At 65.6% G+C, this 25,002-nt stretch carries 26 protein-coding genes; 17 read left to right on the top strand and 9 right to left on the bottom strand.

What is annotated here, in order from left to right; translation table 11 throughout:
- Positions 1–210: 210 nt before the first annotated feature.
- On the bottom strand, positions 211–918 hold the full coding sequence (locus tag VLA65_RS19970) for a TetR/AcrR family transcriptional regulator (protein WP_441432818.1): 708 nt from the start codon (positions 916–918) through the stop codon (positions 211–213).
- A gap of 107 nt (positions 919–1,025) precedes the next feature.
- Between VLA65_RS19970 and VLA65_RS19965 the strand changes: the two genes are divergently transcribed.
- From VLA65_RS19965 to VLA65_RS19945, 5 genes are all read left to right on the top strand, one after another.
- On the top strand, positions 1,026–2,417 hold the full coding sequence (locus tag VLA65_RS19965; RefSeq protein WP_284988583.1) for a flavin monoamine oxidase family protein: 1,392 nt from the start codon (positions 1,026–1,028) through the stop codon (positions 2,415–2,417).
- A gap of 164 nt (positions 2,418–2,581) precedes the next feature.
- Positions 2,582–3,340 carry a LamB/YcsF family protein gene (locus VLA65_RS19960; RefSeq protein WP_306964343.1) on the top strand — a complete coding sequence of 253 codons (759 nt, stop codon included), beginning with the start codon at positions 2,582–2,584 and terminating at the stop codon, positions 3,338–3,340.
- A complete protein-coding gene (locus VLA65_RS19955; protein ID WP_332603487.1) occupies positions 3,337–4,962 on the top strand; it encodes a 5-oxoprolinase/urea amidolyase family protein in 1,626 nt (541 codons plus the stop codon). The genes VLA65_RS19960 and VLA65_RS19955 overlap by 4 nt, the downstream gene beginning before the upstream one ends.
- Positions 4,959–6,692, top strand: coding sequence for an acetyl/propionyl/methylcrotonyl-CoA carboxylase subunit alpha (locus tag VLA65_RS19950; RefSeq protein ID WP_332603486.1), 1,734 nt, complete (start codon positions 4,959–4,961; stop codon positions 6,690–6,692). Before VLA65_RS19955 ends, VLA65_RS19950 begins: the two co-directional genes overlap by 4 nt.
- A gap of 34 nt (positions 6,693–6,726) precedes the next feature.
- A complete protein-coding gene (locus VLA65_RS19945; RefSeq protein ID WP_332603485.1) occupies positions 6,727–7,413 on the top strand; it encodes a GntR family transcriptional regulator in 687 nt (228 codons plus the stop codon).
- A 25-nt stretch (positions 7,414–7,438) separates the two neighbouring features.
- Here the strand turns inward: VLA65_RS19945 and VLA65_RS19940 are convergent, their stop codons facing one another.
- Together VLA65_RS19940 and VLA65_RS19935 are read right to left on the bottom strand one after the other, a co-directional pair.
- The gene (locus tag VLA65_RS19940) at positions 7,439–8,056 is read right to left on the bottom strand and encodes a hypothetical protein (protein ID WP_332603484.1); all 618 of its coding nucleotides are present in this window, start codon (positions 8,054–8,056) and stop codon (positions 7,439–7,441) included.
- Between the two features lie 150 nt (positions 8,057–8,206).
- The gene (locus VLA65_RS19935; RefSeq protein WP_059388896.1) at positions 8,207–8,656 is read right to left on the bottom strand and encodes a DUF5997 family protein; all 450 of its coding nucleotides are present in this window, start codon (positions 8,654–8,656) and stop codon (positions 8,207–8,209) included.
- A gap of 133 nt (positions 8,657–8,789) precedes the next feature.
- Here VLA65_RS19935 and VLA65_RS19930 point away from each other — a divergent pair, with 133 nt between their 5' ends.
- The 4 genes from VLA65_RS19930 to VLA65_RS19915 all read left to right on the top strand — a co-directional run bounded on the left by VLA65_RS19930 (position 8,790) and on the right by VLA65_RS19915 (position 12,217).
- A complete protein-coding gene (locus tag VLA65_RS19930) occupies positions 8,790–9,593 on the top strand; it encodes an ABC transporter permease (protein WP_284988591.1) in 804 nt (267 codons plus the stop codon).
- The gene (locus VLA65_RS19925; protein WP_332603483.1) at positions 9,590–10,789 is read left to right on the top strand and encodes a sulfate/molybdate ABC transporter ATP-binding protein; all 1,200 of its coding nucleotides are present in this window, start codon (positions 9,590–9,592) and stop codon (positions 10,787–10,789) included. The genes VLA65_RS19930 and VLA65_RS19925 overlap by 4 nt, the downstream gene beginning before the upstream one ends.
- Before the next feature lie 69 nt (positions 10,790–10,858).
- Positions 10,859–11,593, top strand: coding sequence for a LysR family transcriptional regulator substrate-binding protein (locus VLA65_RS19920; protein ID WP_442880346.1), 735 nt, complete (start codon positions 10,859–10,861; stop codon positions 11,591–11,593).
- A gap of 3 nt (positions 11,594–11,596) precedes the next feature.
- Positions 11,597–12,217 carry a LacI family DNA-binding transcriptional regulator gene (locus tag VLA65_RS19915; RefSeq protein WP_059388898.1) on the top strand — a complete coding sequence of 207 codons (621 nt, stop codon included), beginning with the start codon at positions 11,597–11,599 and terminating at the stop codon, positions 12,215–12,217.
- A gap of 3 nt (positions 12,218–12,220) precedes the next feature.
- Here the strand turns inward: VLA65_RS19915 and VLA65_RS19910 are convergent, their stop codons facing one another.
- From VLA65_RS19910 to VLA65_RS19895, 4 genes are all read right to left on the bottom strand, one after another.
- Complete coding sequence (locus VLA65_RS19910; protein WP_332603489.1) at positions 12,221–13,168, bottom strand: bile acid:sodium symporter family protein; 948 nt, start codon at positions 13,166–13,168, stop codon at positions 12,221–12,223.
- Positions 13,169–13,443: 275 nt separating this feature from the next.
- On the bottom strand, positions 13,444–14,943 hold the full coding sequence (locus VLA65_RS19905) for a SulP family inorganic anion transporter (RefSeq protein WP_332603482.1): 1,500 nt from the start codon (positions 14,941–14,943) through the stop codon (positions 13,444–13,446).
- Positions 14,944–14,949: 6 nt separating this feature from the next.
- A complete protein-coding gene (locus VLA65_RS19900; protein WP_059388901.1) occupies positions 14,950–16,053 on the bottom strand; it encodes a GTP pyrophosphokinase in 1,104 nt (367 codons plus the stop codon).
- Between the two features lie 54 nt (positions 16,054–16,107).
- Positions 16,108–16,452, bottom strand: a complete 345-nt coding sequence (locus VLA65_RS19895) for a hypothetical protein (RefSeq protein WP_332603481.1) — start codon at positions 16,450–16,452, stop codon at positions 16,108–16,110.
- Between the two features lie 113 nt (positions 16,453–16,565).
- Here VLA65_RS19895 and VLA65_RS19890 point away from each other — a divergent pair, with 113 nt between their 5' ends.
- From VLA65_RS19890 to VLA65_RS19875, 4 genes are all read left to right on the top strand, one after another.
- Positions 16,566–17,375 carry an alpha/beta hydrolase gene (locus tag VLA65_RS19890; RefSeq protein WP_059388903.1) on the top strand — a complete coding sequence of 270 codons (810 nt, stop codon included), beginning with the start codon at positions 16,566–16,568 and terminating at the stop codon, positions 17,373–17,375.
- 69 nt (positions 17,376–17,444) lie between these two features.
- A complete protein-coding gene (locus VLA65_RS19885; RefSeq protein WP_332603480.1) occupies positions 17,445–18,413 on the top strand; it encodes a carbohydrate kinase family protein in 969 nt (322 codons plus the stop codon).
- A complete protein-coding gene (locus VLA65_RS19880) occupies positions 18,410–18,934 on the top strand; it encodes a YbhB/YbcL family Raf kinase inhibitor-like protein (RefSeq protein ID WP_332603479.1) in 525 nt (174 codons plus the stop codon). The genes VLA65_RS19885 and VLA65_RS19880 overlap by 4 nt, the downstream gene beginning before the upstream one ends.
- Positions 18,935–18,981: 47 nt before the next feature.
- The gene (locus VLA65_RS19875) at positions 18,982–19,791 is read left to right on the top strand and encodes an HAD family hydrolase (RefSeq protein WP_307054134.1); all 810 of its coding nucleotides are present in this window, start codon (positions 18,982–18,984) and stop codon (positions 19,789–19,791) included.
- Positions 19,792–19,820: 29 nt separating this feature from the next.
- Here the strand turns inward: VLA65_RS19875 and VLA65_RS19870 are convergent, their stop codons facing one another.
- Positions 19,821–21,095, bottom strand: coding sequence for a helix-turn-helix transcriptional regulator (locus tag VLA65_RS19870; protein WP_059388906.1), 1,275 nt, complete (start codon positions 21,093–21,095; stop codon positions 19,821–19,823).
- Between the two features lie 139 nt (positions 21,096–21,234).
- On the opposite strand from VLA65_RS19870, the gene hxlB reads away from it, so the two are divergent.
- From hxlB to VLA65_RS19850, 4 genes are all read left to right on the top strand, one after another.
- Positions 21,235–21,855 (top strand): 6-phospho-3-hexuloisomerase, encoded by a 621-nt coding sequence (hxlB, locus tag VLA65_RS19865; RefSeq protein WP_284988614.1) that lies wholly within the window; start codon positions 21,235–21,237, stop codon positions 21,853–21,855.
- A 54-nt stretch (positions 21,856–21,909) separates the two neighbouring features.
- Positions 21,910–22,533, top strand: coding sequence for a 3-hexulose-6-phosphate synthase (hxlA, locus tag VLA65_RS19860; protein WP_059388908.1), 624 nt, complete (start codon positions 21,910–21,912; stop codon positions 22,531–22,533).
- Positions 22,534–22,712: 179 nt separating this feature from the next.
- The gene (locus tag VLA65_RS19855) at positions 22,713–22,961 is read left to right on the top strand and encodes a hypothetical protein (RefSeq protein WP_284990232.1); all 249 of its coding nucleotides are present in this window, start codon (positions 22,713–22,715) and stop codon (positions 22,959–22,961) included.
- Between the two features lie 38 nt (positions 22,962–22,999).
- Entirely contained in the window at positions 23,000–23,785 is a 786-nt protein-coding gene (locus VLA65_RS19850) for a glycerophosphodiester phosphodiesterase family protein (protein WP_332603478.1), read from the top strand.
- Here the strand turns inward: VLA65_RS19850 and VLA65_RS19845 are convergent.
- On the bottom strand, positions 23,727–24,998 hold the full coding sequence (locus VLA65_RS19845; protein ID WP_332603477.1) for an RNA polymerase sigma factor: 1,272 nt from the start codon (positions 24,996–24,998) through the stop codon (positions 23,727–23,729). The genes VLA65_RS19850 and VLA65_RS19845 overlap by 59 nt on opposite strands.
- Positions 24,999–25,002 lie beyond the last annotated feature (4 nt).

Below are 25,002 nucleotides of genomic sequence, written 5' to 3'. Positions count from 1 at the left end.
CAGAGATATGCAAGCACCCCAGCCACCCTAAGCTTCCAAAGCTTAGCTACCCCGAAATTCGCCCGCCAACACTGGGAAGCAGGCACAATCCATACACACGTTTTGTCCTATAACCCCAACTCCCAACTGCGTGGGCCCCAGCCTGAGCTTGCGAAGGTTGGGAGCCGGCGGGGACTTGCGAGGCGAGGGTGGCGGTGGGGATCAGTTGGGCTACGCCCGGAGCGCCCCAAGCCCGGTGATCAGCGCATCCAGGCCCATGCTGAACGCGAGGTCGGACGGGTAGTTGTTCCGCTCGGGTCCCAGGCTGCGGACAGCTGAGGTGAAGTGCGGCGTGGAGTCGGCCAAGCGGCCGGAATCGAAAATGTCCGCCGGCGCGTTAGCGTCGAAAGCGGCGCCGAAGATATAGGCCTCGAGGGCCACGATGCTCGGGATGATCTGCTTCTCCGGGAAACCCGCGCGGAGGAATCCCTCCGTCACAGCTTCGTACATGGCGAGCGTCTGCGGGGCGTCCGTCACGGGCAGGACCGCGATCACCGAGATCAGCGGGGTGTGCCTCGCGAAGATACCGCGGTAGGAATATGCCCATTGCCGGACGGCTTCCTCCCAGGGAAGCGTGCTGAAACCGCCGAAGTCGACCTTGGACATCAGGTCCTCTTCCACGAGCTTGAGGACTTCGTCCTTGGAGGACACGTGGTTGTAAAGGGCCGACGGCGCGACACCCAGGGAGCGGGCGAGGGCCGCCATGGTGAGGCCGTCGTAACCCTTCTTGCTGATCAGTTCCAGCGCCGCCGCAGTGATGCCGTCCTGGTCCAGGACCGCCGCCATCGGCCGGCCTGCCCTGCGGCGCGCTTTGGTCTCGCCGGGAGCGGGGGTGGGTTCAGGCATCGCTGACCTTTCTGGAGGCTGTGTCCTCAGCATTATTCCATTTGGGTCTTCACAGCCGGGGCCAAGGCAGCTACAGTTGAGATAAATGAACGTCATTCATTTATTGGTCAGCCAACGGGGACGGCCACAGAAAGGACATCATGTTGAATCTTGATCGCGACGTCGTAATTGTCGGTGCCGGTCCGTCGGGGTTGACGGCCGCCCGCGAATTGAAGAAGGCCGGACTCAGCGTTGCCGTGCTCGAAGCGCGCGACCGCGTCGGTGGCCGTACGTGGACCGACACCATTGACGGGGCCATGCTGGAAATCGGCGGACAATGGGTGTCCCCTGACCAGACCGCCCTGATGGGGCTCCTGGACGAACTGGGCTTGAAGATGTACGCGCGCTACCGCGACGGCGAGTCTGTCTACCTGGCGCCGGACGGCAGCCGCACCCGTTACACCGGGGCTTCCTTCCCGGTGAGCGAAACCACCGCAGCCGAGATGGACAAGCTCACCGCCATCCTGGATGGCCTCGCCGCCGAGATCGGCCCTGAGGAACCCTGGGCCCACCCCAAAGCCCGCGAACTGGACACCATTTCCTTCCACCACTGGCTGCGCCAGAACTCCACGGACGAGGAAGCCTGCAATAATATCGGCCTCTTCATCGCCGGAGGCATGCTCACCAAGCCGGCCCATGCCTTCTCCGCGCTGCAAGCGGTCCTGATGGCGGCTTCCGCAGGTTCGTTCTCCAACCTGACGGACGAAGACTTCATCCTGGACAAGCGGGTTATCGGCGGCATGCAGCAGGTCTCCCTGCTGATCGCCGCGGAACTGGGCGACGACGTCGTACTTAACAGCCCGGTCCGCACCATCAATTGGGAGCCGGCGGGTGAAGGCCACCGCGTCACTGTTGAGTCCGAGCGCGCAACCGTCAATGCGCGATTCGTGATCATGGCAGTCCCGCCGAACCTGTACTCCCGCGTTTCCTACAACCCGCCGCTGCCGCGCCGCCAACACCAGATGCACCAGCACCAGTCCCTGGGCCTGGTCATCAAGGTCCACGCTGTCTACAGCACGCCGTTCTGGCGCGAAGACGGCCTGTCCGGCACGGGCTTCGGCGCCGACGCCCTGGTCCAGGAGGTCTACGACAACACCAACCACGGAGACACCCGCGGAACCCTGGTGGGCTTCATCTCGGACGAAAAAGCAGACGCCGTCTTCGAGCTCAGCGCCGGGGACCGCAAGAAGAAGGTCCTTGAGTCCATCGCGAGCTTCCTGGGCGACAAGGCCCTGGATGCCGAGGTCTACTACGAATCCGACTGGGGTTCCGAGGAGTGGACCCGCGGAGCCTACGCGGCCAGCTACGACCTGGGTGGTTTGCACCGCTACGGCAAGGACCAGCACGCCAACGTTGGACCCATCTTCTGGTCCTCCTCCGATCTGGCCGCGGAAGGCTACCAGCACGTGGACGGAGCGGTCCGGATGGGCCAGGCAACGGCTGCCAGGATCGTCGCCGCCAACAGCCGCGTCGCTGCGGTACCGGTGGCCTAGGAACAGGCACTAATCCAAAAGTGAGGTCTCGTCCCTTTCGCTCGCTGAAAGGGTCGAGACCTCACGTGTGGAACCCGGGCAGTTGGCCCCGCAACCAAGATTGTTGAACAATCTTGGCATTTCAGGCATGATGGTGAGGTATTCAACCTGAGACGGGGATCACAATGCCTTTTATTGACCTCAACAGCGACGTCGGAGAATCGTTCGGCAACTGGACCATGGGGGACGACGCCGCAGTCTTCCGCTACGTGTCGAGTGCCAACGTGGCCTGCGGATTCCACGCCGGAGATCCCAGCACCATCGCCCGCACCTGCCGGGACGCCGCAGCCGCCGGAGTGACCATTGGCGCCCACGTGGGCTATCGGGACCTCGCGGGTTTCGGCCGCCGGTTCCTCGACTGCTCCGCATCGGAACTCGCCGACGACGTTCTCTACCAACTCGGCGCACTCCAAGCCCTGGCCCGTGCTGCCGGTTCCGAGATCAAGTACGTCAAGCCGCACGGTGCCCTCTACAACACGATCGTCCACCACGAGGTCCACGCCCAGGCAGTGGCCGACGCCGTCCATGCCTTCAGTCCCGGACTCCCGCTCCTTCTCCTGCCGGGCTCCGTCGCTCTCGCCAAGGCGGAAGCGAGGGGGCTCCGGGGAGTAGCCGAGGCGTTCGCCGACCGCGCCTATAACGCGGACGGCACCCTCGTATCGCGCCGCGAAGAAGGTGCCGTGCTCCACGATCACGCCGCCATCACGGAAAACATGGTCCGCCTGGCAACGGAGGGCAAAATCGTGGCCCGCGACGGTTCCATCCTGGACGTCCATGCAGAAAGCATCTGCGTCCACGGAGACACTCCCGGCGCCGTGGCCATGGCAGCCGCCGTCCGCGCGGGGCTCGAAGCCGCCGGCGTGACCGTGCGGAGCTTCGCGTGAGCCTCACGGGAATACGCTGGTCCGGCTCGCGTGCCCTCCTGGTGGAGCTTTCCGATCTCCCTTCCGTGCTGGCGTTTCATTCCCGGCTGCTTGCCGAGCCCCTGCCCGGCCAGCTCGATGCGGTCGCCGCGGCAGCCACCGTACTGATTAAGTTCGGCACGCATGCCGAGGCACTCGCGGCGCGCGCCGCCGTCGGGCATGTTGATCGAGGCGGAGTGCCGCGCGACGGTTCCCGCGACGTCACTATCGAAGTGGTGTACGACGGCGAGGACCTCACCGAGGTGGGCATGCTCACCGGTCTGGGCCGGGACGGTGTGGTGGCCGCGCACACGGGCCAGCTCTGGACCGCGGCTTTCGGCGGCTTCGCCCCGGGCTTCACGTACTTGCTCGGCGAGAACCGCAGCCTCGACGTTCCCCGCCGCAGCTCGCCCCGTACCTCCGTTCCCGCCGGTTCCGTGGCGCTCGGCGGAACGTTCTCCGCCGTCTACCCGCGGCAATCCCCGGGCGGCTGGCAGCTGATCGGACGTACGACGGCGGTCCTCTGGGATCTCGAGCGGGAGTCGCCGGCGCTTGTCCGCCCAGGAGATAGGGTCCGGTATGTCGCTGTCCGCGAGGCCATCGCGTTGACTCCGGCACCACATGCCGCCCGCGAATTCACCGGACCCGCCCTCGTGGTGGACTCACCCGGACTGCAATCGCTGGTCCAGGACCTCGGCCGCCCTGGACTGGGGGACTTGGGAGTCTCAGCGGCGGGCGCCGTGGACCAGCAATCGATGCGTCAGGCCAATCGCCTGGTGGGCAACGAACCCGGTACCGCGGTTGTGGAAACGGTGCTAGGCGGACTCACGGTCCGGGCCGCCGGCGACCAGGTACTCGCGGTTGCCGGGGCGGTGGTCCCCATGGAAATCTTCGATGCCTCCGGGGCGCCGGGCCGCCGCGCCGCGATGTGCGCGCCCTTCGCTCTCCTGGACGGCGAATCCCTCAGCCTGGGCGATCCGACCCTCGGGGCCCGCAGCTACCTTGCCGTCCGCGGCGGGATTGATGTTGATCCGGTGCTCGGCAGCCGCTCAAGCGACTCGATGTCCGGAATCGGTCCCGCGCCACTGTCGGCCGGGACCAGCCTCCCCGTGGGAAGAGCGCCGCTTTTCCAGATGGTCGGCGCCTCCGAGGAATCCACGCTCCGGCTAGGAGCGGTCTCTTCGGAGCTGCGGATCACCTTGGGCCCGCGGGACGACTGGCTTGATTCCCGGGCCCTGGAGGCGCTCACGCAGGAGGACTGGCACACCACCGAACAGTCCAACAGGATCGGTGTCCGGCTCAGGCCGGGAAGCAACCGTCCGCTCGAACGGAACCCCGACCGCGGCGCCGGCGAGCTCCCGAGTGAAGGTACGGTTGCCGGCGCCCTCCAAGTTCCCGCCAGCGGACACCCGGTCCTCTTCCTGGCCGACCACCCGGTGACCGGCGGGTATCCGGTGATTGCCGTCGTCGTACCCGAAGACCTGCCGACGGCGGCGCAATTGCCGCCCGGCCATACCGTGCGGTTCACGATCGTGGACCCCGCAACCCTTGAACCACTTGAACCTGCCGTTGCCGGCGCTGTCTCCGAAGGAACCCAGCCATGAAAAAGGTCCTGATCGCCAACCGCGGCGAGATCGCCGTGCGGATTGCCCGCGCCTGCTCAGACGAGGGCTTGCAGTCTGTTGCCGTGTACTCGGACCCCGACGCCGATGCCCTCCACGTGCGGTTCGCCGACGAGGCCTACGCGCTGCGCGGTTCCACCGGCGCCGAGACGTACTTGGACATCGCCAAGCTGATCGACGTCGCCCGCCGTGCCGGTGCCGACGCCGTGCATCCCGGATATGGATTCTTGTCCGAGAACGCCGACTTCGCGCAGGCCGTCATTGACGCCGGCCTCACGTGGATCGGCCCCGCGCCGCAGTCGATCCGGGAGTTGGGCAATAAAGTGACGGCCCGCGAGATCGCCGTCCGCGCAGGGGCTCCGCTTGTGCCGGGCAGCGACGGTCCTGTGGCCAACGCCGCTGAAGTACTTGCCTTCGCCTTGGAACACGGCATGCCGGTGGCGATCAAAGCTGCTTTTGGCGGGGGAGGCCGCGGACTCAAGATTGCGCGGCGCCTGGAGGACATCGAGGACTCCTTCGAATCCGCCGTGCGTGAATCCAAGGCGGCCTTCGGACGTGACGAATGCTTCGTGGAACGCTTCCTGGACCAACCGCGGCACGTTGAGGCGCAGATCCTGGCCGATATGCACGGCAACGTGGTGGTCCTCGGAACCCGTGATTGCTCCCTGCAGCGTCGCAACCAGAAGCTCGTGGAAGAGGCGCCCGCACCCTTCCTGAGCCCTGAACAGCGCACGCTCATCCACGAATCGGCCAAAGCCATTTGCCGTGAGGCGGGATACTACGGCGCCGGAACCGTGGAATACCTCGTGGCCGTGGATGGCACCATCTCCTTCCTCGAGGTCAACACGCGCCTGCAGGTAGAGCATCCCGTCACCGAAGAAACCTCCGGGGTGGACCTGGTCCGCGAACAGTTTCGGATCGCCGCAGGCGGCATCCTCTCCCTGACCGAGGACCCTGAGCCCACAGGACACGCCTTCGAGTTCCGCCTCAACGCCGAAGATCCGGCACGCGGCTTCCTTCCCGGCCCCGGTACCGTGGAAGTCTTCGAAGCGCCCACCGGTCCGGGCATCCGCGTGGACTCGGGAGTTCGCTCCGGATCAGTGGTTCCCGGGGAATATGACTCCCTCCTGGCCAAGCTGATTGTCCGAGGCGAGGACCGGCAGCAGGCCCTGCGCCGCGCCCGGGTTGCCCTGGATGAGATGCAGATCAAGGGTTTGCCCACCGTGCTTCCCTTCCATCGGGCCGTGGTCCGCCACGAGGCCTTCACCTCGGAGGACAAGCTCGGCGTGTACACCACGTGGATCGAGACCGAGTTCGCCGAGGAGCTGGCCGCCTCTCCCGAGATCGCCCGCGTGGTCCCCGGCTCCGAACGCAGCACGTTCACGGTGGAGCTGGACGGCAAAGCGGTGCAGCTTGGGCTCCCCCTCCGCTTGTTCGAAGCGCTGATGAGCGGCGGTGGCGGGTCCGTCGCTGCTGCCCCTGGGCCTGTTGCGGCCGACGACGCCGGGCTCGCCTCGCCGATGTCCGGCTCGCTGGTGAAGTGGCTGGTTGAGGACGGTGCGGCAGTGGAAGTCGGACAGCCCGTGGCAGTGTTGGAAGCCATGAAGATGGAAACCACCGTCCCGGCCCACCGTCCCGGCACCGTGGCGCGCGGTCCGCACGAGCCGGGCACCGCCGTCGGGCGCGGAGAAGTGCTCGCGAGCATCGGCTGAGGTTGGCACGGTCGCCGTTCGGTAGATTTGGGGCATGCCCATGAACGCTGCGCTTCAAGGAATCGCCGACGCCGGCCACGCCACCCACGCCCATACCGGGGCTTGGGTTGCCGCCCAGCTTCGCCAGCGCATCTCCGACGGCCTGTTGCCGCCCGGCACGAAGCTCTCCGAGCAAGCCCTGTCCGAGGCGCTCGGCGTTTCCCGGAACACCCTGCGGGAGGCCTTTACGGTGCTGGCCGGTGAATCCGTGGTCCAGCGCATCCCCAACCGCGGCGTGTTCGTAGCCGCCCCGGGAGCCGACGACGTCCGCGAAATCTACCGGGTGCGCCGCCTGATTGAGCCGGCGGCCGTGTTGTGGGGCGATGTCCCGGCCGGAGCCCTCGACGCTATGGACGTGATCGTGGACAAGGGCCGGGCCGCCCTTGCCGAGGGATCGGTGGCCGGCATGGCGGACGCCAACCAGGAGTTGCACAAGGCCTTGGTGTCGCTGTCCGGAAGCGCCTCCCTGGACGCATTGATGGAGAAAGTGCTGGCCGAGATGCGATTGGTCTTCCACGCAATGGCCACCACTCCCGACTTCCACGGGCATTATGTGGAACGGAACGCCGCCTTGGTTGCCCAGATCCGCAACGGACAGCGGGAAGAGGCCGCAGCCGAGTTGCGCCGCTACCTCGACGGTGCCGAGCACGAACTCCTGGTGCACATCGGGGCAATTCCGTAGGCAGCGGGCACTCGACGCCAGCCAGTTACGGCGCAGAAACGCCCGCCGCCGCTTCGGCTTCGGCCATCGCCACATCCAACCGCTCGACGGCGCGGGCATAGTCCGTCCCCGCGGTGAGGCGGCAGCGTTGGGCTTCCTGCAGCGCACGGACCAACGCGGCGGTTTGCGGAACGTTGACGTCGCTCATGCCGGGGAAGTCGATGCCCTTGGCGGGATCCAGCTCATACCGTTGCCAGCGGGCCAAGAGGGCGTCGTGACGGGCTGCCGCTTCCGTGAAACCGCTCCGATTTTGACGCTTCTGCTCCAGTTTCCGGCCGACAGCAAAGGAGGTGGCAGCGGCACCCATGGCGAGGAAGAGCATCAAGAGCCCGACGGCGGGGGAGCCCAACGCGGGGATGACGACTGCGGGGACAATCACCACGAGTCCGGCGAAGATGTTCCAGAAGGTGGCGTCCGGCTCTTTGACGAGTTCCCGATCGCGTTGGCCGAGGGGCGCCTGCAAGGCGAGGCGGCCGCCGTCGGGGGCTGCGTGGATGACGGCTTTCCGGACGGTGTTGACGGTGAAGGCCACCGCGCACGTGAGCAAGACCGCCCACAGCCCGATCTCCCAGACCGTCAGCTGGATTCCAGTTGTGGCGGGCAATCGGACCACCTCCACGCGAATGCGCACCCCTTTGAAATCAGTATGCGCCGAGGAAGGCCCGGAGGCGAGAGCCCGAATCGGGCTTAAGAGCAGCAAGGCAGGGCACCCTGGCCCGGGTGCCCTGCCTTGCTGCGGAAGTCCGGCTGGAGCTTAAGCGTGGTCCCGCTTGGATGCCTTGGGCGCGTCCCGCTTGGCAGCGGCGTTCGTCTTGGCGTCCTTCGTGGCTTCTTTTTTGGCAGCTTCTTCCTTGATGCGCTTTGCCTCGGAGCGCACGGCTGCGTGCGTGGCGCGCTCGACGACGAGCCACTGCGGGGGAGCTGCCAGCAGTTCGGTGATTTCCGCCGTCGTCAGGGGCTCGGTGATTCCGCCGCGGGCGAGGCCGCTGATGGAGACATTCAGCTTCTGTGCCACCACGGGACGCGGGTGCGGACCCGTCCGGCGGAGCTCGGCGAGCCACTCCGGGGCGTTGGCCTGGAGCTCGGCGAAATCGGCGCGGGTGATTTCCGAATCCTGGAACTCCTGGGGTGTTGCAGGCAGGTAGATGCCAAGTTTCTTGGCAACGGTGGCCGGCTTCATGGACTGGGAGTTTGCAGAGGTCATGGTTCAAGGGTATCCGCCCCCGCAGCGAAGTGGCACAGCCGCTGTTCTAGGATGAATCCATGCCGCACATACGAGTCGCCGGGGGCGCCCGGAAAGTCCTGGTGACGCAAGCCCTGGCGTACCGTAGGCGCAGATGAACTTCAGCGGGATTCCACGGTGGGTGTATGGCCTTGCGGTAGTGGGCGGCTTGTTCGTCCTGTTGCCGCTGGCCGCCATGGTCGCAAAGGTCAATTGGGCGCAGTTCATCCCGCTGGTGACCTCCGATTCCTCGCTCACGGCGTTGGGCCTCAGCCTCCGCACTTCAGCAGCGAGCACCGCGCTCTGCGTCGTTTTCGGAATCCCCTTGGCACTTGTCCTTGCCCGCCGGCCCTTCCGCGGGCAGCGGCTCCTCCGTGCCTTCGTCCTCCTGCCCCTGGTGTTGCCGCCGGTAGTGGGCGGTATTGCGCTGCTCTACACGTTCGGGCGGCAGGGTCTCTTGGGCAAGAGCCTTGAGCTCGCGGGCATCCAGATCGCCTTTTCGACGACGGCGGTGGTCCTGGCCCAGACGTTCGTCGCCTTGCCGTTCCTGGTGGTGAGCCTCGAGGGTGCCTTGCGGACGGCCGGCAACCGATACGAAGCCGTTGCCGCGACGCTCGGCGCGCGCCCCACCACCATCCTGCGCCGCGTGACCGTACCCATGGTCCTTCCCGGTCTTGCGTCGGGGGCGGTATTGTCCTTTGCCCGCAGCTTGGGCGAGTTCGGGGCCACGCTGACTTTCGCGGGGAGCCTGCAAGGTGTCACTCGGACATTGCCTCTCGAAATCTACCTGCAGCGCGAGACCGACGCGGACGCCGCCGTCGCCCTTTCACTCGTGCTTGTCGCCGTGGCGGTGATCGTCGTCGGACTGTCTTACCGGCGTCCCCACCGCGCAGACATTCCCGCGGAGGCCGCCGCGTGAGTTTCCACATCGACGCCACCGTTCGGGCCCGAAACCTCGACGTGTCATTGAGCGTCGGGCAAGCGGAAACCGTGGCGATCCTCGGCCCCAACGGGGCCGGAAAGTCGACGCTTCTGTCCGTCGCGGCGGGACTCGTGCGGCCGGATGCCGGCTCTGCCCGCCTAGGGGACCAGGTTCTTTTCGACCTCGACGGCGGCAGCCGGGTATGGACCCCTCCACACCTTCGCGGTACGGCGCTGTTGGCCCAGGAACCGTTGCTTTTCCCGCACCTGAGCGTCCTCGACAACGTGGCTTTCGGCCCGCGCAGTGCAGGCGCTTCCCGGGCGGAATCACGCGAAACCGCGCGGTACTGGCTTGCCGAAGTCGACGTCATGGAGTTCGCCGGGAGGAAGCCCGGGCAGCTGTCCGGGGGACAAGCCCAGCGTGTTGCGGTGGCCCGCGCGTTGGCGGCCAGTCCCGAATTGCTGCTCCTTGACGAACCCATGTCCGCCCTGGACATCCACGCCGCTCCGCACTTGCGCCGGCTCCTGAAACGCGTCCTGTCCGGGCGTCGGGCCCTGATCATTACCCACGACGTCCTGGATGCGCTCATGCTCGCGGACCGCGTAATCGTCATGGACAAGGGCAGGATTGTGGAAGAAGGCGCCACCCGCGAGGTCTTCCGGCGTCCACGAAGCCAGTTCGCCGCTGGTCTGGCCGGAGTGAACCTCATGTCCGGCACCGTCACGGAGGACGGACTCAGGACGCTCGCCACCGCGGAGCTTCCCGATCTTCATGTCGCGGGACACCTCGATGACGAAGCGGAACCGGGCGAGCCCGGCGTCGCCGCTTTCCCGCCGTCGGCCGTTTCCATCTTCCTGGACGCCGCCCACGGCAGCCCGCGCAACTCGTTCCCGGTTGCAATCACTGATCTTGAACCGCATGGGGACCATATCAGGGTCCGGGCCGGCGATCTGGCAGCGGACATCACGCCCTCTGCGTNTTCCATCTTCCTGGACGCCGCCCACGGCAGCCCGCGCAACTCGTTCCCGGTTGCAATCACTGATCTTGAACCGCATGGGGACCATATCAGGGTCCGGGCCGGCGATCTGGCAGCGGACATCACGCCCTCTGCGTCCGCCGAGCTGGGACTGGAGCCTGGCTCGCGCGTCTTCTTCGTGGTGAAGGCCACGGCGGTCCAGGTGTACGCGGCGTAGCTTGCGCGGGCGCTGCGTTGGCTACCGCCCGCGCGGTACTGTGAACTGGTGCCATCCGATCAAGAATCCCTGCCCGCCGTCGGCGTCCCCGACGCCTCCGACGCTGAAACAAGCGGCCCCCAGGGGCTGACTTTCGCCTACGTCGCCGGCGTGACGCCCGGGAAATGGATCCGGCGCTGGGAAGAGCGCATGCCCGACGTTCCGCTGCACTCGTTCATGTCCGACGACGGCGCGCAGCTGGAGGTCCTGCGCGACGGTTCCGCGGAGCTCAGCTTTGTCCGCCTGCCGGTGGATCGCAATGGACTCCACGTCATCCCGCTCTACGAAGAGCAGCCTGTGGTGGTGGCCCCGAAGGGCCACGAAATCTCGGTGTTCGAAGAGGTGGCGTTGGAGGACCTCGCGGAGGAGAACTTCCTTGATGTCGCCGCGATGGGCGGGCCGCAGATGGCCATGCAGGTGGTGGCCTCGGGCGCCGGTCTTGTGATCCTACCGATGTCCGTGGCCCGGCATTTCAACGTCAAGGACACGGTAGCGCGGCGCCTGACCGGGGCCGAAGGGACGCAGATCGCCCTGGCCTGGCCGAGCGACTCCTCAAGCGAGGTCATCGAGGAATTCATTGGCATCGTCCGGGGGCGAACCGCCCAGAGCTCGAGGCAGCCTTCGGCGCAGCAGGAGAAGCCCAAGAAGGCACCCAAGCCGGACCGCCGCGGCACCGGCGCCAAAAAGCCGGCAGTCGCTCAGCGCTATGCCCCGAACCCGGACAAGGGCCGGGGCAAGGGCTCCCGCAAGAAAGGAAAGCGCTAGGCCATGGGACTTGGAGCGAAGCCGACCATCCGGGACGTCGCCAAGAGCGCCGGCGTTTCCCTCACCACCGTGTCCTACGTCTTGTCCGGGCGCCTCGGTGGCACCACCCGCATCAGCGAAGCAACACAAGAGCGTGTCCAGGCCGCCGCCAAGGAACTGGGTTACGTACCGAACCAGGCGGCCCGCGGAATGCGCCGCGGCAAGACCGACCTCGTGGCGATCGCCATCGGAGACCTGGAATGGCCATGGGATCGGGCTTTGGCAACGGCCGCCGCACGCATTTTGCCTCAGCACGGCTACTTGCCCGTGATCCTCATCGGCGAAGGGTGGCGGCGGTTCATGCTCTCCGGCGGTGCCGACGGCGCCATCATCGGGGCTCTCCCGCCCGGCACCCTTCTTGACCTCACGGTGGGGGAGTTGGCCAGGCGCGGAGTAGCCCAGGTCATCATTTCGGACACGATGCAGCCTGCCGGGTTCGATGTCCTGGCCCCCGGATCCGCGGGCGGGACTCCGGAACCGGAAGCGCTCGAAGGAGCCATCACACTGCTCCTTGACCGGCTCGCAGGACGCACCATCGGCGCGGGAACCACCAAGGCGGCGCCTTGGGAGTTTAAGACGCCGTAGCTGTCAGCCCTCCTTGAGCGGCTTCCGGGCCAGCCAGGCCGCGACGATGGCACCGGAAACGTTGTGCCACAGAGAGAATACGGCCGACGGCAACGCTGCCAGGGGCGTGAAGTGCGCGGTCGCAAGAGTGGCGGCAAGACCGGAATTCTGCATGCCCACCTCGAATGCGAGGGCCCGCCGCGCCTTGTCATCGAGGCGCCCCAGCTTGCCCGCCAGGTAGCCCAGGCCGAGGCCGAAGCCATTGTGGAGAACCACCGCGAGGAAGACGATGCCGCCCGCGGCAACGATCTTGCCGGCACTACCCGCCACCACCACGGCGACGATCAGTGAGATCACGACGGCGGATGCCCAGGGAAGTGCCGGCAGCACCTTGCGCACGAGCTTCTTGAGGAAGAGTCGGGCCGCCAGCCCTCCGATGACCGGGAGGAGGACCGTCTTGACGATGTCCAGGACCATGGAGCCGGCATCGATGTTCAGGAAGGAACCCGCGAGGAAAAACACCAACAAAGGGGTCACGATCGGGGCAATGAGGGTGGAAACGGAGGCGACGGCCACCGACAGCGCAACGTCACCCTTCGCCAGGAAAGCCATCACGTTGGAGGCCGTGCCCGACGGCGCGCAGCCCACCAGGATCAGGCCCACTGCCAGCTGGGGTTCCAGGTTGAGCGCGACCGCGATCAGCCAACCAGCACCCGGCATGATGACGTAGTGGGCCACGATGCCCAGAACCACGGCCCACGGGCGTTTGGCCACCGATGCGAAGTCCGGAGGGGTAAGGGTCAGGCCCATGCAGAACATGATGATGCCCAGCAAGAACGGAACGCTTGGTGCCAGTGGTTTGAAGGCGTCGGGAAGCAGGAAACCGGCCACTCCGGCGAGGACCACGAGGACGGGAAAGACCGTGACCGCGATCCTGGCGATTTTGGCTTCCGCGGCCAGTGCCGGATTCAGGACGGGGGCTCTGCGGGGTTGGTTGTTGCCTCAAGCATCGTTCTATCGTGGCACTGTGGTTGAACGTGCGCCCAATCCGTGACCCGGATCGGGCCAATATGTCAGATGACCGTCGTTTCCCAGCCCAACTAGCTCGCATTTGTTGTCGTTTTGAGGGCTCATAACGACAACAAATGCGTGGGCCCACGCCGCCAGGGTTCCCTGGCCGAGCTTGCGAGGCTAGGGTGGCGGTGGGGATCAGTTGGGGGCATGTACGTTGGGTGGGCCGGGGGACGTTAGCCTGCGTTGAGCTTGCCTGCAAGCCGTTCGCGCATCCGGACGCTCGCCGCGTTGAGGCCAACCAGCTCCACCTCGCGGCCGTGCCTGCGGTATTTCTCGGTCACGGAATCCAATACGGCAACGGTGGAAGCGTCCCAGATGTGCGAGGCGTGAAGATCGATGACCACGTGGTCGATTCCCTCCGAGGAATCCTTTGCATAGTCGAACTGCGTGTAGAGATCGTTGGAGGAAGCGAAGAACAACTCGCCATCCACCGTGTAGCTCGCTACGGTCCGGCCGTTGAGCTCGAGTTCACTCCGCTCCACCGTGGCGAAATGGGCCACTCGGCGGGCAAACAGCACCATGGCCGTGAGGACACCGGCTCCCACCCCGATAGCCAGGTTGTGCGTCGCCACCACCACGGCCACCGTCACGAGCATGACTCCGGTCTCGGACTTCGGGAGTCGCGTGAGGGTTGCCGGCCGGATGGAATGCCAGTCAAAGGTGATGAGGGAAACGAAGATCATCACAGCCACCAAAGCGGCCATGGGAATCATGCCCACCACGTCCCCGAGCACCACCACGAGGACCAGCAGGAACCCTCCGGCCAGGAAGGTCGAGAGCCGGCTGCGGGCGCCCGAACCCTTCACGTTGATCATGGTCTGCCCAATCACGGCGCAGCCGCCCAAGCCACCCAGGAATCCGGTGACGATGTTGGCGATGCCTTGGCCCCAGGACACCCGGGCCTTGTTGGAGCGGGTATCCGTGATGTCATCCACGAGCTTGGCCGTCAAGAGGGACTCCAGGAGGCCAACCAGCGCCATGGACAAAGCGAACGGGGCAATGGTCTGGAAGGTTTCCCAGGTCAAAGGCACGTTGGGCAGAAAGAAACCGGGAAGGCTATTGGGAAGTTCGCCCTTGTCGTGCACCGTGGGGACGCGGACGCCGGCCAGCGTCGTGACGATCGTGAGGGCGACGACGGCCACCAAAGGCGCGGGCACCGCTGTCGTTATTTTGGGCAGGCCGAACACTATCAGCAGCCCGACGGCCACAATCGGGTACACCATCCAGGGGACGCCGATGAGTTCAGGCAGCTGCGCCATGAACACCAGAATGGCCAAGGCATTCACGAATCCGATCATCACCGAGCGCGGAATGAAGCGCATGAGCCGCGTGACCCCCAGGACCGCCAGGACGATTTGGAAGACCCCGGCCAGGATGACCGTGGCAATCAGGTAGTTCAGCCCGTGATCCTTCATGACGGGGGCGATCACGAGGGCGACGGCGCCGGTGGCTGCCGAGATCATAGCCGGCCGGCCACCCACGATCGCCGTGGTGACCCCCATCGTGAAGGACGCGAAGAGGCCGATGCGCGGATCCACGCCGGCGATCACGGAGAACGCAATGGCCTCCGGAATGAGCGCAAGCGCCACCACCAACCCGGCCAATGCTTCCGTCTTGAGCCTGCGGGGAGAGCGCAGTGTGAAACGGAGGGACTGGAGCTGCTCGGGTGTCATGGGTCCTTAGCTGTTGGTCAGGCGGTACCGCTCGATCTGCTTGAGACGCCGCTGGAGGCTGTCCCGCCGGGGGTGGGGGACGACGTCGGGCGCCTCGGCGGTGAGGTCGATGTGTTCAGTGCCGTACTGCCAGAGCAGGAGGTCATCCAGGAGGCGGTCCGGTCCAGGGGAGTAACGGTGATCCAGGGCTTTGCGGACCTCGGTGATCCGGTTGGCGCTGAGGAGACCGGCGAGTTCCACGGTCTTGTTCAGTCCGTGGGCCGCGAGAAGCTCCGCAGCCCAACCCCAGTCGTCATCAACTTTGCGGTCAACGTGGGGAAGCAGCGTCCGCCAGACGTCACGCACCCGGTTGGGCGTGAGGGGCATGGAGCCTTCGCCGTCGAGATCCCAGTAGCCGCGGACTTCCTCGTAGCGTTCGTGGAGGTCGGCGAAGGCGCTTTCCACGGTTTCCAGCATTGCGGCTGTGGCAGTGAACTGGCGGTCGAAATGCGGTGTCCAAGCGCGCGGATCCTCGGCCTTGAAGCGGATGTCGTGTTCGATCTCGCTCCAGGCATGCGCAAAAACCGTACGTATCTGGCATTCGAAGAAGTAGCTGCCATTGGGCGGAATGTCCGGATTGAAGACCTGTTGGTAGGCCTTCACGGACTCGTTTTGGATGGTGCGGAGGATGAGGTGGCGGCTGGAATATCCGTAGGTGCCGGACTCGATGGAGCCGATGTCCTTCTCAAGGTCTCCGCGGCAATCGAAAAGCTGGCGCTGGCGCTTGATCAAGTTCGCAACTGCGGCGTTCTCGGCCGGGAGCTTGGTGATGACGCGCAGCCCCACCATGTCGTTCAAGGTCCGGAAGGGATCCGGGAACTTCAGCACCCGCGGACCCCCCTCCAGGGGCACCTCGGTGCGGGAAATCTTCTCCCGGAAAGATTCGACCGTCTTGGTGCGTCCCGTGACGAAGAGGGGCACGGACTCGCTGTTCTTGAGCATGTCCCGCAAGGTCAACAGGACATCGCGGGTGACAAGTTTCAGGGCAGGCCGGACGCGTTCGTAAAGCTCCACGTTCGCCTGTACTGATTCGCGCAGCTGAGGATCCAAGCTGTCCCAATTGCTAGCCATGCCTCCAGCTTACGGGGGAGGGCCGACAGTGGAGCTGAGCCGGGCCCTCTGGCGCTACCGGTGCGCCACCTGGAAGCATGCAACATCGTATTGGGAGGTGGGGGAGTAGTTCTGTCCACCCACTCCGCCGTTGATGCTGTTGATGCCCGGCTCGTTGAATGGCGATCCTGGGCTGTTGGCGGCATTGCCGGGTGTGTTCGGTTCGAGGGATTGGCAGGACTGGTTAGGCTTTCCAGCTCCAGGCGGGTTTGCCGCCGAAGCCGGCGCAGCCACAGCCAGCACGCTCAACGTCAAAGCCACAAGAACCGACGCGGAGATACGACGGATCATTGAAATCACGTCCGGGTAAAGAAGCATTTCCCGCAAAAACGCGGGAGTGAAGCGAGGGTAGCGCTTCACCCCTGAGGGTACGCTCGGGCAGTGGCTACAGGAAGGCTCCGCGTGGATCCTCAGGCCATCGTTCCCGCTCCGCGGCGCTCCTCCGCGATAGGCTCGGCACAAAGGAGGACACGATGAAGCGGCACAAGTACTACTACGGCCAGCACTCCAGCCAATGGGGCGAGCTGTTCGTACCCGATTCGCTACAACCACACCGCAACAAACCCGATGGAGTGGTGGTGGTGATCCACGGAGGCTATTGGCGCTCCCAATACGGCGCCGAGCTCGGTGAGCCGATTGCCCGGGATCTCGCTGCACATGGAATTGCCGCCTGGAACCTTGAATACCGGAGGGCCGGAAACGGTGGCGGCTGGCCGCATACGTTCGAAGATGTCCTCGATGGGATCGACCACTTGGGCGAGATTGCCGGCAAACATGAACTTAATCTGAACAAAGTGGTGGCACTGGGACACTCCGCAGGCGGCCATCTCGCGGTTTGGGCGGCCGGGCGGGAAAAACTCTCCAAAATCGGCGCCCCGGACGCCGACCGCCAGCTCCATCGCCATGACAACGGTGCGGCAGTGCGGCTCACCGGCGTTGTGAGCCAGTCTGGCCTGCTGAACCTTGCCGACGCCGAGCGGCTCAACCTGAGCAACGGCGCCGTCGACAACCTCATGGGTGGCGACTCGGTAAGATACCCCAAACGGCATATCTATGCGGACCCCATGAGGTCGCTGCCCATCCCCGTACCGGTCTTCGCGGTCCATGCTGCATCGGACGAGGATGTCCCGTGCAGCCAGTCCGAGGCTTATGTTGCCGCAGCCACCGCTTCCGGGGGAGCGGCCCAGTTCCTCAAGGTGCCCGGCGACCATTTCGACCTGATCGATCCAAGGGCGGTTGCGTACAAGAAGTGCCGGGAGTTGGTGCAGCGGCTGCTCGCGTGACGGTTTGCCGGCAAAGTCACCGGCTGTCATCGAGAGACGCACACCACATCCGCGTGGCAGAGTTGTCCCATGCTGACAGTCATAGGTGAAGCGCTGGTTGATGTCGTCCAGCGTTCCTCGGGAATCGATGCCCACGTGGGCGGAAGTCCGCTCAACGTTGCCGTGGGCCTGGCCAGGCTGGACCACGCTGTCCAGTTCATCGGCCGCTTCGGCAAGGATGCTTACGGCGACTCGATCGCAGCCCACTTGCGCTCCAGTTCCGTCATGGTTCCGCTGCCGCCGGACGAGAGCCCTACCAGCGTGGCCACGGCCTTGATCGACGACGACGGCGCTGCAAGCTACACATTCGACCTCGCCTGGGAGCTTCCCGGCCTCGCCGCGCGCTTGCCGTTCATGCTTCAGGGGACCTCGCTCCTGCATACCGGCTCGATTGCCACGATGTTGGAGCCGGGCGCAGCGGATGTCCTTGCCGCTGTCGAGCATGCCCATCCGAATGCGACTGTTAGCTTCGATCCGAACTGCCGGCCCAGCATCATCAAGGATCGAGAATTTGCGCGGGCCCAGGTGGAGCGTTTCGTGGCGCTTGCCGACGTGGTCAAGGCATCCGACGAGGACCTTGAGTGGCTCTATCCGGGCGTCGATGTCTTGGAATCGGCCCGGCGCTGGCTGGGCCTGGGCGGCAGCGGGGGGCCCGCCGTCGTGGTGGTCACGCGAGGCGCGGACGGACCCTGGGGTGTCACAGCCGCGGGCGAGGCCCAGGTGGACGCCCCAAAGGTAGAGGTGGCGGATACCGTGGGTGCGGGCGATTCCTTCATGGCCGCACTGCTCTCCGGGATCGTTGACCACGGGCTGGCAGGGGCCCAAAACCGCGACGAACTGCACGCCATGCCCGCCGAAGTGCTCGAAGGACTCCTCAGCCATGCCGCGCGCGCAGCGGCAATCACGGTCTCCCGGCCGGGCGCGAATCCGCCGACGCGTGCCGAACTCAACGCCTTGGGCGTCCCGGAAGCCGGTGCAAGCGTCGAGAGGCAGCCATGAGCTACGCCGACCTTCCACAAGTCCCATCGTTCGATGTCACCAGCGGCTCGCTGAAGGACGGCGACGCTCTCAGCCCGGCCCAGACCAGCAAGCGCTTCGGCGTGACCGGCGGCAAGGACGAATCCCCGCAACTGGGCTGGAGCGGAGCCCCTGAGGGCACCAAGGGTTACGTCGTCACCGTCTTCGACCCCGATGCTCCGAGGGCGGGCGGCTACTGGCACTGGGCAGTCGTCAACATCCCCGCCACTACGAACTCGTTGCCTGCCGGTGCCGGCATTCCGGGTGGTGCGCACTTGCCGGCCGGAGCGGTTCAACTCAAGAACGACGCCGGGTTCCCCGGTTACCTGGGTGCCGCGCCGCCGCCTGGGCACGGTCCGCACCGGTACATCGTGGCCGTGCACGCGGTCGACGTCGATGAACTGGGGCTCGACGCCGGTGCCTCCACGGAAGCCCTCGTCCGCACACTGGCTTCTCACACGCTGGCCCGGGCCGTCATCACGGGCCATTTCGAGCGGCGCTAGCCCCAGGGGCTAAGTCGACGGCGGCCGCCCCCACGTAGACTGACATAATGCGGCTCGTAGCAAGTGACATTGACGGCACCATCCTTGGGCATGACGGCAAGATCAGTAGCCGCACCATCCGCGCATTCCATGCCTGCCGCGACGCGGGCATCGAGGTGGTGTTCGTGACGGGTCGGCCACCGCGCTGGCTCTACCCCCTCCGCGAACAGATCGGCCATAGCGGCATCGTTATTTGCTCCAACGGTGCAGTGGTGTGGGACCTTGAAGCTGACAAGCTGATTTCGGCCAATGCCTTGAGCATCGCCTCTGTACTGGAGGCCCGCCGGATCATCAAGCAGCTCCGGCCCGACGCCTTGTTCGCTGCCGAAACACTCACGGGATTCCACCTGGAGCCCGGGTTCATCGAGAACGAGACCAGCGAGCTCCTGGCCGAGTTCACGCCCGCGTGGCTGGACGAAACGCTGACCGCGGACGACGCCGTCGTGAAGTTCCTTGCCGTAACGCGCAGCGGCACTCCGGATGATTTCCTCGCAAGGGTGCAGCCCGCCGTCGCGCATCTCGTGGAGACCACCCACTCGGCGCCGCGGACCGCACTCCTGGAAATGTCGGCGCCCGGTATCAACAAAGCCGTCACACTCGCCGTATATGCGGCATCCCGAGGCATCGAGGCCGCCGAGGTGGTGGCATTCGGTGACATGCCCAACGACGTCGAGATGCTGCGCTGGGCCGGCGACGGTTACGCGATGGCCAGCGGCCATCCGGAGGCGATCAGCGCAGCAGGACAGCAGGCGCCCCATTTCGACGACGACGGCGTGGCCCAGATCCTCGAGGCAAAGCTCGCTTCCCTGCGGGTTTAGTCGGCCCCGCACCGGGCCGCTGTGCACCGCTAGTTCGGCGCCCGCAGTCCGTGGCTGTGCGCCAAGGCAATCGCCTCTGTTCGTGAACCCACGCCGAGTTTCCTGAAAATATTCCTGACATGGAATTTAACGGTGTTTTCGCTGATGTGCAGCTTGGCGGAGATGGCCCGGTTGCGCTGCCCGGCCGCCAACAGTTGAAGAACTTCCATTTCTCGCTCGGCCAGGCCCCATCCACCGATGTCGCCCGCCGGGGCTGATGGAGGGTCCAGTGGCAGGACCACCTGCACGTCGGCTCCCCAGCCGGCCATGACCTCGATGTTCATTCGGCCGTCCAGCGCTGCCACCCTGTTGTTGAGCCGGGCAATGTTGGGCGAATCCGACGTCAGTTCGCCTAGGCCGTCGTCGCGCACGTTGATGAGGAGGTTCACGCCGTCACAGTCCCACTGCACCCGCACGCGCCTGACTGCGGGCTGCTCCACGATGGCGAGCACCAGTCCCCGCACGATCGCCCTGGAGGCGTGGGCAACTTCGCCGGGCAAGGCACGGCCGTTGACCGGTGGCTCGATGAACTGGATGTCGAGCCCGCTGAAGTGCATGAGCGGCCGCAGGTCTTCCCGCAGCCGTTCGAACGCCTTGGCCACCGGCTCTTCGACGAGGTCTGTGGTGCGGTCGCTGAGCGTCCGGAGACTGACCAGCGAGGTAGCGGCCAGGTCGGTGACGGTTTTTCTGGCAGTGGCATCGTCCAGGGCGCTCGATCGCAACGCCGCCAAAAGTGTCTCCAGGGTGGTCGAATGCCTGTCCACGAGTTCGGCCGTGACGCGGAGCCGCTCGGCTGACGCCGCGCGGGATTCCAAAAGGTACGACGGCGGCGCGTCCGCCACCTTCTCCTGGATGCGCCGCGCTGTGAGCTGCCATAGGTAGTCAAGCATCCGCAGGGTCGACGCGCGCTCCAACGGTTCTTCGGGCAGGGCCGGCTCAGTGAGGGTCAGCAGCGCATTGCTCTCGGACGTCAATGCAAGAACAGGCCGTTGCTCGCCGGCGATGGCCGCTTCCCCGTGCCACACCTCGCCTTCCGTGACCCGGGTCCGCAGTTGATCCAACTCGGGAATGGAGACGCGGCTGATGATGCCCTCTGCCCCGGCTTTCTTCTGGGGCCGGCCGGTGCAATCTTCGGTGAAGATCACCAGCGCGCTGCTGCCTACGTACGGAAGCGTCGCTTCACGGAGCCTCTCGGCGATGTTCGTGAGCGGTGCGTTGGCCAGTTCAGCGACTGCCTCGAGAAGGGTCCATCGGCTTGAGGTCATCCCGCCACTTTAGCGCTTCGCGCCGTCCGCCTACTACCCAAACGGGTAGCTAATACCGCCCTTGTTCAGCGTTACGCCTACCCGTTCAGTCCTGAAGGATTGATTCAAACGGAGCATTCACCTGAGCAGGAGGCAACGCATGACCACCACCGCAGAGGCCGTCCAGGCCGTATCGGACGTCGACCCAAGCCCGGATGTCGAGCTAAGCCTGGCCCTCGTGGGCAGCGAGATCGCGGAAACGGCAGCTGAAGTGGACCTTCGGCAATTGTCCAGCCTGGCCACGGAAGTCCAGACTGCCGGGAACTCGGCCACCGGCCGGATCTTCGTTGCAGGAGCCGGCCGCAGCGGCCTCGTCCTGCGGATGGCTGCGATGCGGCTGATGCACCTCGGCTTCGACGTGCACATCGCGGGGGACACCACCACACCGGCCATCCGCTCGGGCGACCTCCTCTTGCTCGCCTCGGGCTCCGGGACGACCTCCGGCGTCGTGCGCGCCGCCGAGACTGCCTCCAAAGCCGGCGCCAGGATCGCCGTGTACACCACGAATGCCGCGTCCCCGCTCGCGGAACTGGCCGACGTCGTCGTCATCATTCCGGCGGCGCAGAAGACAGACCACGGTTCCACGCTGTCGCGTCAATACTCCGGCAGCCTGTTCGAGCAGGTGCTCTTCCTCGCTGCCGAAGCCGTCTTCCAGGCCCTGTGGGACAACGATGCAACCCCGGCCGAGGAACTCTGGCTCCGCCACGCCAACCTCGAATAGCCCCTGATTTTCACCGCACCAACACCACAACAAACGACAGAAAGAGATCCCTCCATGAAGCTGCAAGTCGCTATCGACGTCCTCACCACCGAAGCCGCCCTCGAGATCGCCGGCAAGGTCGCCGAATACGTGGACATCATCGAGCTCGGCACCCCCCTCGTGAAAAGCGAAGGCCTGTCCGCGGTGACGGCCATCAAGGATGCCCACCCGGACAAGGTCGTGTTTGCCGACCTCAAGACCATGGATGCCGGTGAACTTGAAGCCGACATCGCCTTCAAGGCGGGCGCAGACTTGGTCTCCGTGCTTGGCGGCGCAGACGACTCCACCATCGCGGGTGCTGTCAAGGCCGCCAAGGCCCACAACAAGGGCATCGTGGTTGACCTGATCGGCGTTGCGGACAAAGTAACCCGTGCCAAGGAAGCCCGGGCCCTCGGTGCCAAGTTCATCGAGTTCCACGCCGGCCTCGACGAGCAGGCAAAGCCGGGCTACAACCTGGATGTGCTCCTGAGCGCCGGTGAGGAAGCCCGCGTGCCGTTCTCGGTGGCCGGTGGCGTGAACCTGTCCACGATCGGAGCCGTCCAGCGCGCCGGAGCGGATGTCGCCGTCGTCGGCGGTTCCATCTACGGTGCCGACGACCCCGCACTGGCCGCGAAGCAACTGCGCGCCGCCATCATCTAGGCCCACCTCCCAGCCGGCGGTCCCAACCGACTCGCAGTTAATGTCGTTTTCAGGCCTCTAAACGACAACAATTGCTAGTTGGTTGGGACCGCTCACCCATTACACAGCTTCAGTCCAACTGCCGTTCAACTACTCCTCGTAGTCTCTTGTCGTATTCGATGCCGATCACAGGGGACATGATGGCCAAGAGAAAGACGACGGGGTGGCCCGAGGCCCCCGTTCGCCGCGCAGTGCCGGCTGAACATTGGAAGCAATTGCGCCGCGGAGACCGCGTGAGCGTCAAGCTTGCGCCGGGGTTTGAGAACCCCGGCCAGGTGGACGCCGTGTCGAGTGACCACAGCGTGGTCTGGGTAAACCTCGACGGCGGCCGCGGCCGCACGCTGGTGCACTGCGGCGACGGCGTGGAGATCGTCCGGCAGGAATCCTGACGGGCTCGCGGGAGGCGCAGCCGGGTTACGCTACCCGTGTGAGCCCGAATTTGCCTTTCTTCAGCCGCCCGGACGGACAATCCGCTCCGCTTGCGTTCGCGCACCGCGGATTTTCGCCGGATGGCCTTGAGAACTCGGCCGCGGCATTCAGGGCGGCGCTTGAGCTCGGCTTCACGCATCTTGAAACCGATGCCCGCGCCACTGCCGACGGCGTGGTGCTCCTTTTCCACGACGACACCCTTGACCGTGTCACGGATGCCCATGGCTCCATCTCCAGTCTCAGTGCCGCCGAGATCGCCAAGGCCTGGATCGGTGGCCGCGAAGCAATTCCCCACTTGGCCGATGTCCTGAAGGAATTTCCCGAGGCGCGGCTGAACATTGATGTCAAGGATTGGCATACCGTCAAACCCCTCGCTGGAGTCATTGAACAACTCGACGCCCATGACCGGGTGCTGATCGCGAGCTTCTCAGATCGCCGGCGTCGGGCCGTCCTGCGCCTGCTCCGCCGTCGCACGGCGTCCTCGGCAGGCATCGCCTGCAACGCCGCCTTCACCCTCTTGGGACCGTTTCTTCCCGAGCGCTGGCTGCGGAAGATCCTGCACGACGTCGATGCCCTCCAAGTGCCGGTCCGCTACGGACCCCTGGCCGTTGTGACCCCCGGTTTCCTGCGGCGGGCGCATCGGCTTGGGCTGCAGGTTCACGTCTGGACGGTCAATGATCCGGCCGAGATGGCCAGGTTGCTTGATATGGGCGTGGACGGGATCGTCACCGACCGAGCGGATGGTCTGAAGTCGGTGCTGCAGGTCCGGGGCCAGTGGTGGTGAGCGCCCGGATGCGTGACGCCAGGAAGTCTCGCTCGGCGTCGTTGTCCGTGCGCTCCTGCGCTTCCCGGTAGGCGGCGGCAGCTTCATTGTTGCGTCCCAGGCGCCGGAGCAGATCCGCCCGCACTGCGTGGAAAAGATAGTAGTTGCCCAGTTCAAGGACGTCGACGGCGGCAAGACCCGAGGCGGGTCCCTCCACCTCCGCGAGGGCAACGGCCCTGTTCAAGGCGACCACCGGCGTCGGCTCCATGGCCAGGAGCTGTCCGTACAATGCCAGGATCTGCCGCCAGTCCGTGCTTGCGGGCTGTGCGGCGTCGCTGTGGACCGCGTTGATGGCGGCTTGCAATTGGTACGGTCCGGGCTGGTTCCGCTTCAGGCATTGCCGCACCAATAATTGCCCTTCCGCAATTTGGTCCTTGTCCCAGACGCTGCGGTCCTGGTCCGCGAGGAGCACCAGGCCGCCGTCGGGAGTCGTCCGGGCGTCACGGCGGGCATTGAGCAGAAGCATGAGGGCCAACAGGCCTTTGGCTTCGGGCTCATCAGGCATGAGTTCCATGATGAGCCGGCCGAGGCGAACAGCCTCGTGGCAGAGGTGTTCGCGCACCAGCCCAGCCCCTGAACTCGCAGCGTAGCCCTCGTTGAAGACCAAGTAGACCACGGCCAGCACCGACTTCAAGCGCTCAGGAAGCTCGGCGCCGCTCGGTACCCGGTAGGGGATGCGGGCGTCGCGGATCTTCCCTTTCGCCCGCACCAGGCGCTGGGCCATGGTTGCCTCGGGGACCAGGAAAGCGTGGGCGATCTCCGCCGTGGTGAGCCCGCCCAGGAGCTTGAGTGTCAGGGCCACCTGCGCGGCCCGGTTGATGGCGGGGTGGCAACAGGTGAAGATCAGCCGGAGCTGGTTGTCCTCCACGGTATCCACCTCTTCGGGTTCATCGCTGTGTTCATCACCGTGCAGGATCGCGGCCTGGACGAGTTTCTCCCTACCGGAGGCCTCGCGGCGGAACCGGTCGATAGCCCGGTTGCGGGCGGTGGTGATGATCCAGCCCGCTGGGCTCGGCGGCAGGCCGTCGTCGGGCCAGCGCGCCACGGCCTCGGTGAAGGCGTCCTGGACCGCGTCCTCGGCGGCGTCGATGCTGCCCAGAACGCGGACCAGGACCGCCACGGATCGTCCATACTCTTCACGGAATATTCGTGCGATCTCCGAAATATGGACCACGGGG

This window comes from Arthrobacter sp. S2(2024), assembly GCF_036662515.1.
Taxonomy (GTDB): Bacteria; Actinomycetota; Actinomycetes; order Actinomycetales; family Micrococcaceae; genus Arthrobacter.
Note: the sequence above shows the minus strand (reverse complement) of the source record. Positions and strands in the feature narration are given on the sequence as shown.

Coding starts and splice junctions, on each gene's coding strand:
- VLA65_RS19970 (WP_441432818.1), bottom strand. CDS start 918: ATGCTGAGGACACAGCCTCCAGAAAGGTCAGCGATGCCTGAACCCACC.
- VLA65_RS19965 (WP_284988583.1), top strand. CDS start 1,026: ATGTTGAATCTTGATCGCGACGTCGTAATTGTCGGTGCCGGTCCGTCG.
- VLA65_RS19960 (WP_306964343.1), top strand. CDS start 2,582: ATGCCTTTTATTGACCTCAACAGCGACGTCGGAGAATCGTTCGGCAAC.
- VLA65_RS19950 (WP_332603486.1), top strand. CDS start 4,959: ATGAAAAAGGTCCTGATCGCCAACCGCGGCGAGATCGCCGTGCGGATT.
- VLA65_RS19945 (WP_332603485.1), top strand. CDS start 6,727: ATGCCCATGAACGCTGCGCTTCAAGGAATCGCCGACGCCGGCCACGCC.
- VLA65_RS19935 (WP_059388896.1), bottom strand. CDS start 8,656: ATGACCTCTGCAAACTCCCAGTCCATGAAGCCGGCCACCGTTGCCAAG.
- VLA65_RS19930 (WP_284988591.1), top strand. CDS start 8,790: ATGAACTTCAGCGGGATTCCACGGTGGGTGTATGGCCTTGCGGTAGTG.
- VLA65_RS19915 (WP_059388898.1), top strand. CDS start 11,597: ATGGGACTTGGAGCGAAGCCGACCATCCGGGACGTCGCCAAGAGCGCC.
- VLA65_RS19905 (WP_332603482.1), bottom strand. CDS start 14,943: ATGACACCCGAGCAGCTCCAGTCCCTCCGTTTCACACTGCGCTCTCCC.
- VLA65_RS19900 (WP_059388901.1), bottom strand. CDS start 16,053: ATGGCTAGCAATTGGGACAGCTTGGATCCTCAGCTGCGCGAATCAGTA.
- VLA65_RS19890 (WP_059388903.1), top strand. CDS start 16,566: ATGAAGCGGCACAAGTACTACTACGGCCAGCACTCCAGCCAATGGGGC.
- VLA65_RS19885 (WP_332603480.1), top strand. CDS start 17,445: ATGCTGACAGTCATAGGTGAAGCGCTGGTTGATGTCGTCCAGCGTTCC.
- VLA65_RS19880 (WP_332603479.1), top strand. CDS start 18,410: ATGAGCTACGCCGACCTTCCACAAGTCCCATCGTTCGATGTCACCAGC.
- VLA65_RS19875 (WP_307054134.1), top strand. CDS start 18,982: ATGCGGCTCGTAGCAAGTGACATTGACGGCACCATCCTTGGGCATGAC.
- VLA65_RS19870 (WP_059388906.1), bottom strand. CDS start 21,095: ATGACCTCAAGCCGATGGACCCTTCTCGAGGCAGTCGCTGAACTGGCC.
- hxlB (WP_284988614.1), top strand. CDS start 21,235: ATGACCACCACCGCAGAGGCCGTCCAGGCCGTATCGGACGTCGACCCA.
- hxlA (WP_059388908.1), top strand. CDS start 21,910: ATGAAGCTGCAAGTCGCTATCGACGTCCTCACCACCGAAGCCGCCCTC.
- VLA65_RS19855 (WP_284990232.1), top strand. CDS start 22,713: ATGGCCAAGAGAAAGACGACGGGGTGGCCCGAGGCCCCCGTTCGCCGC.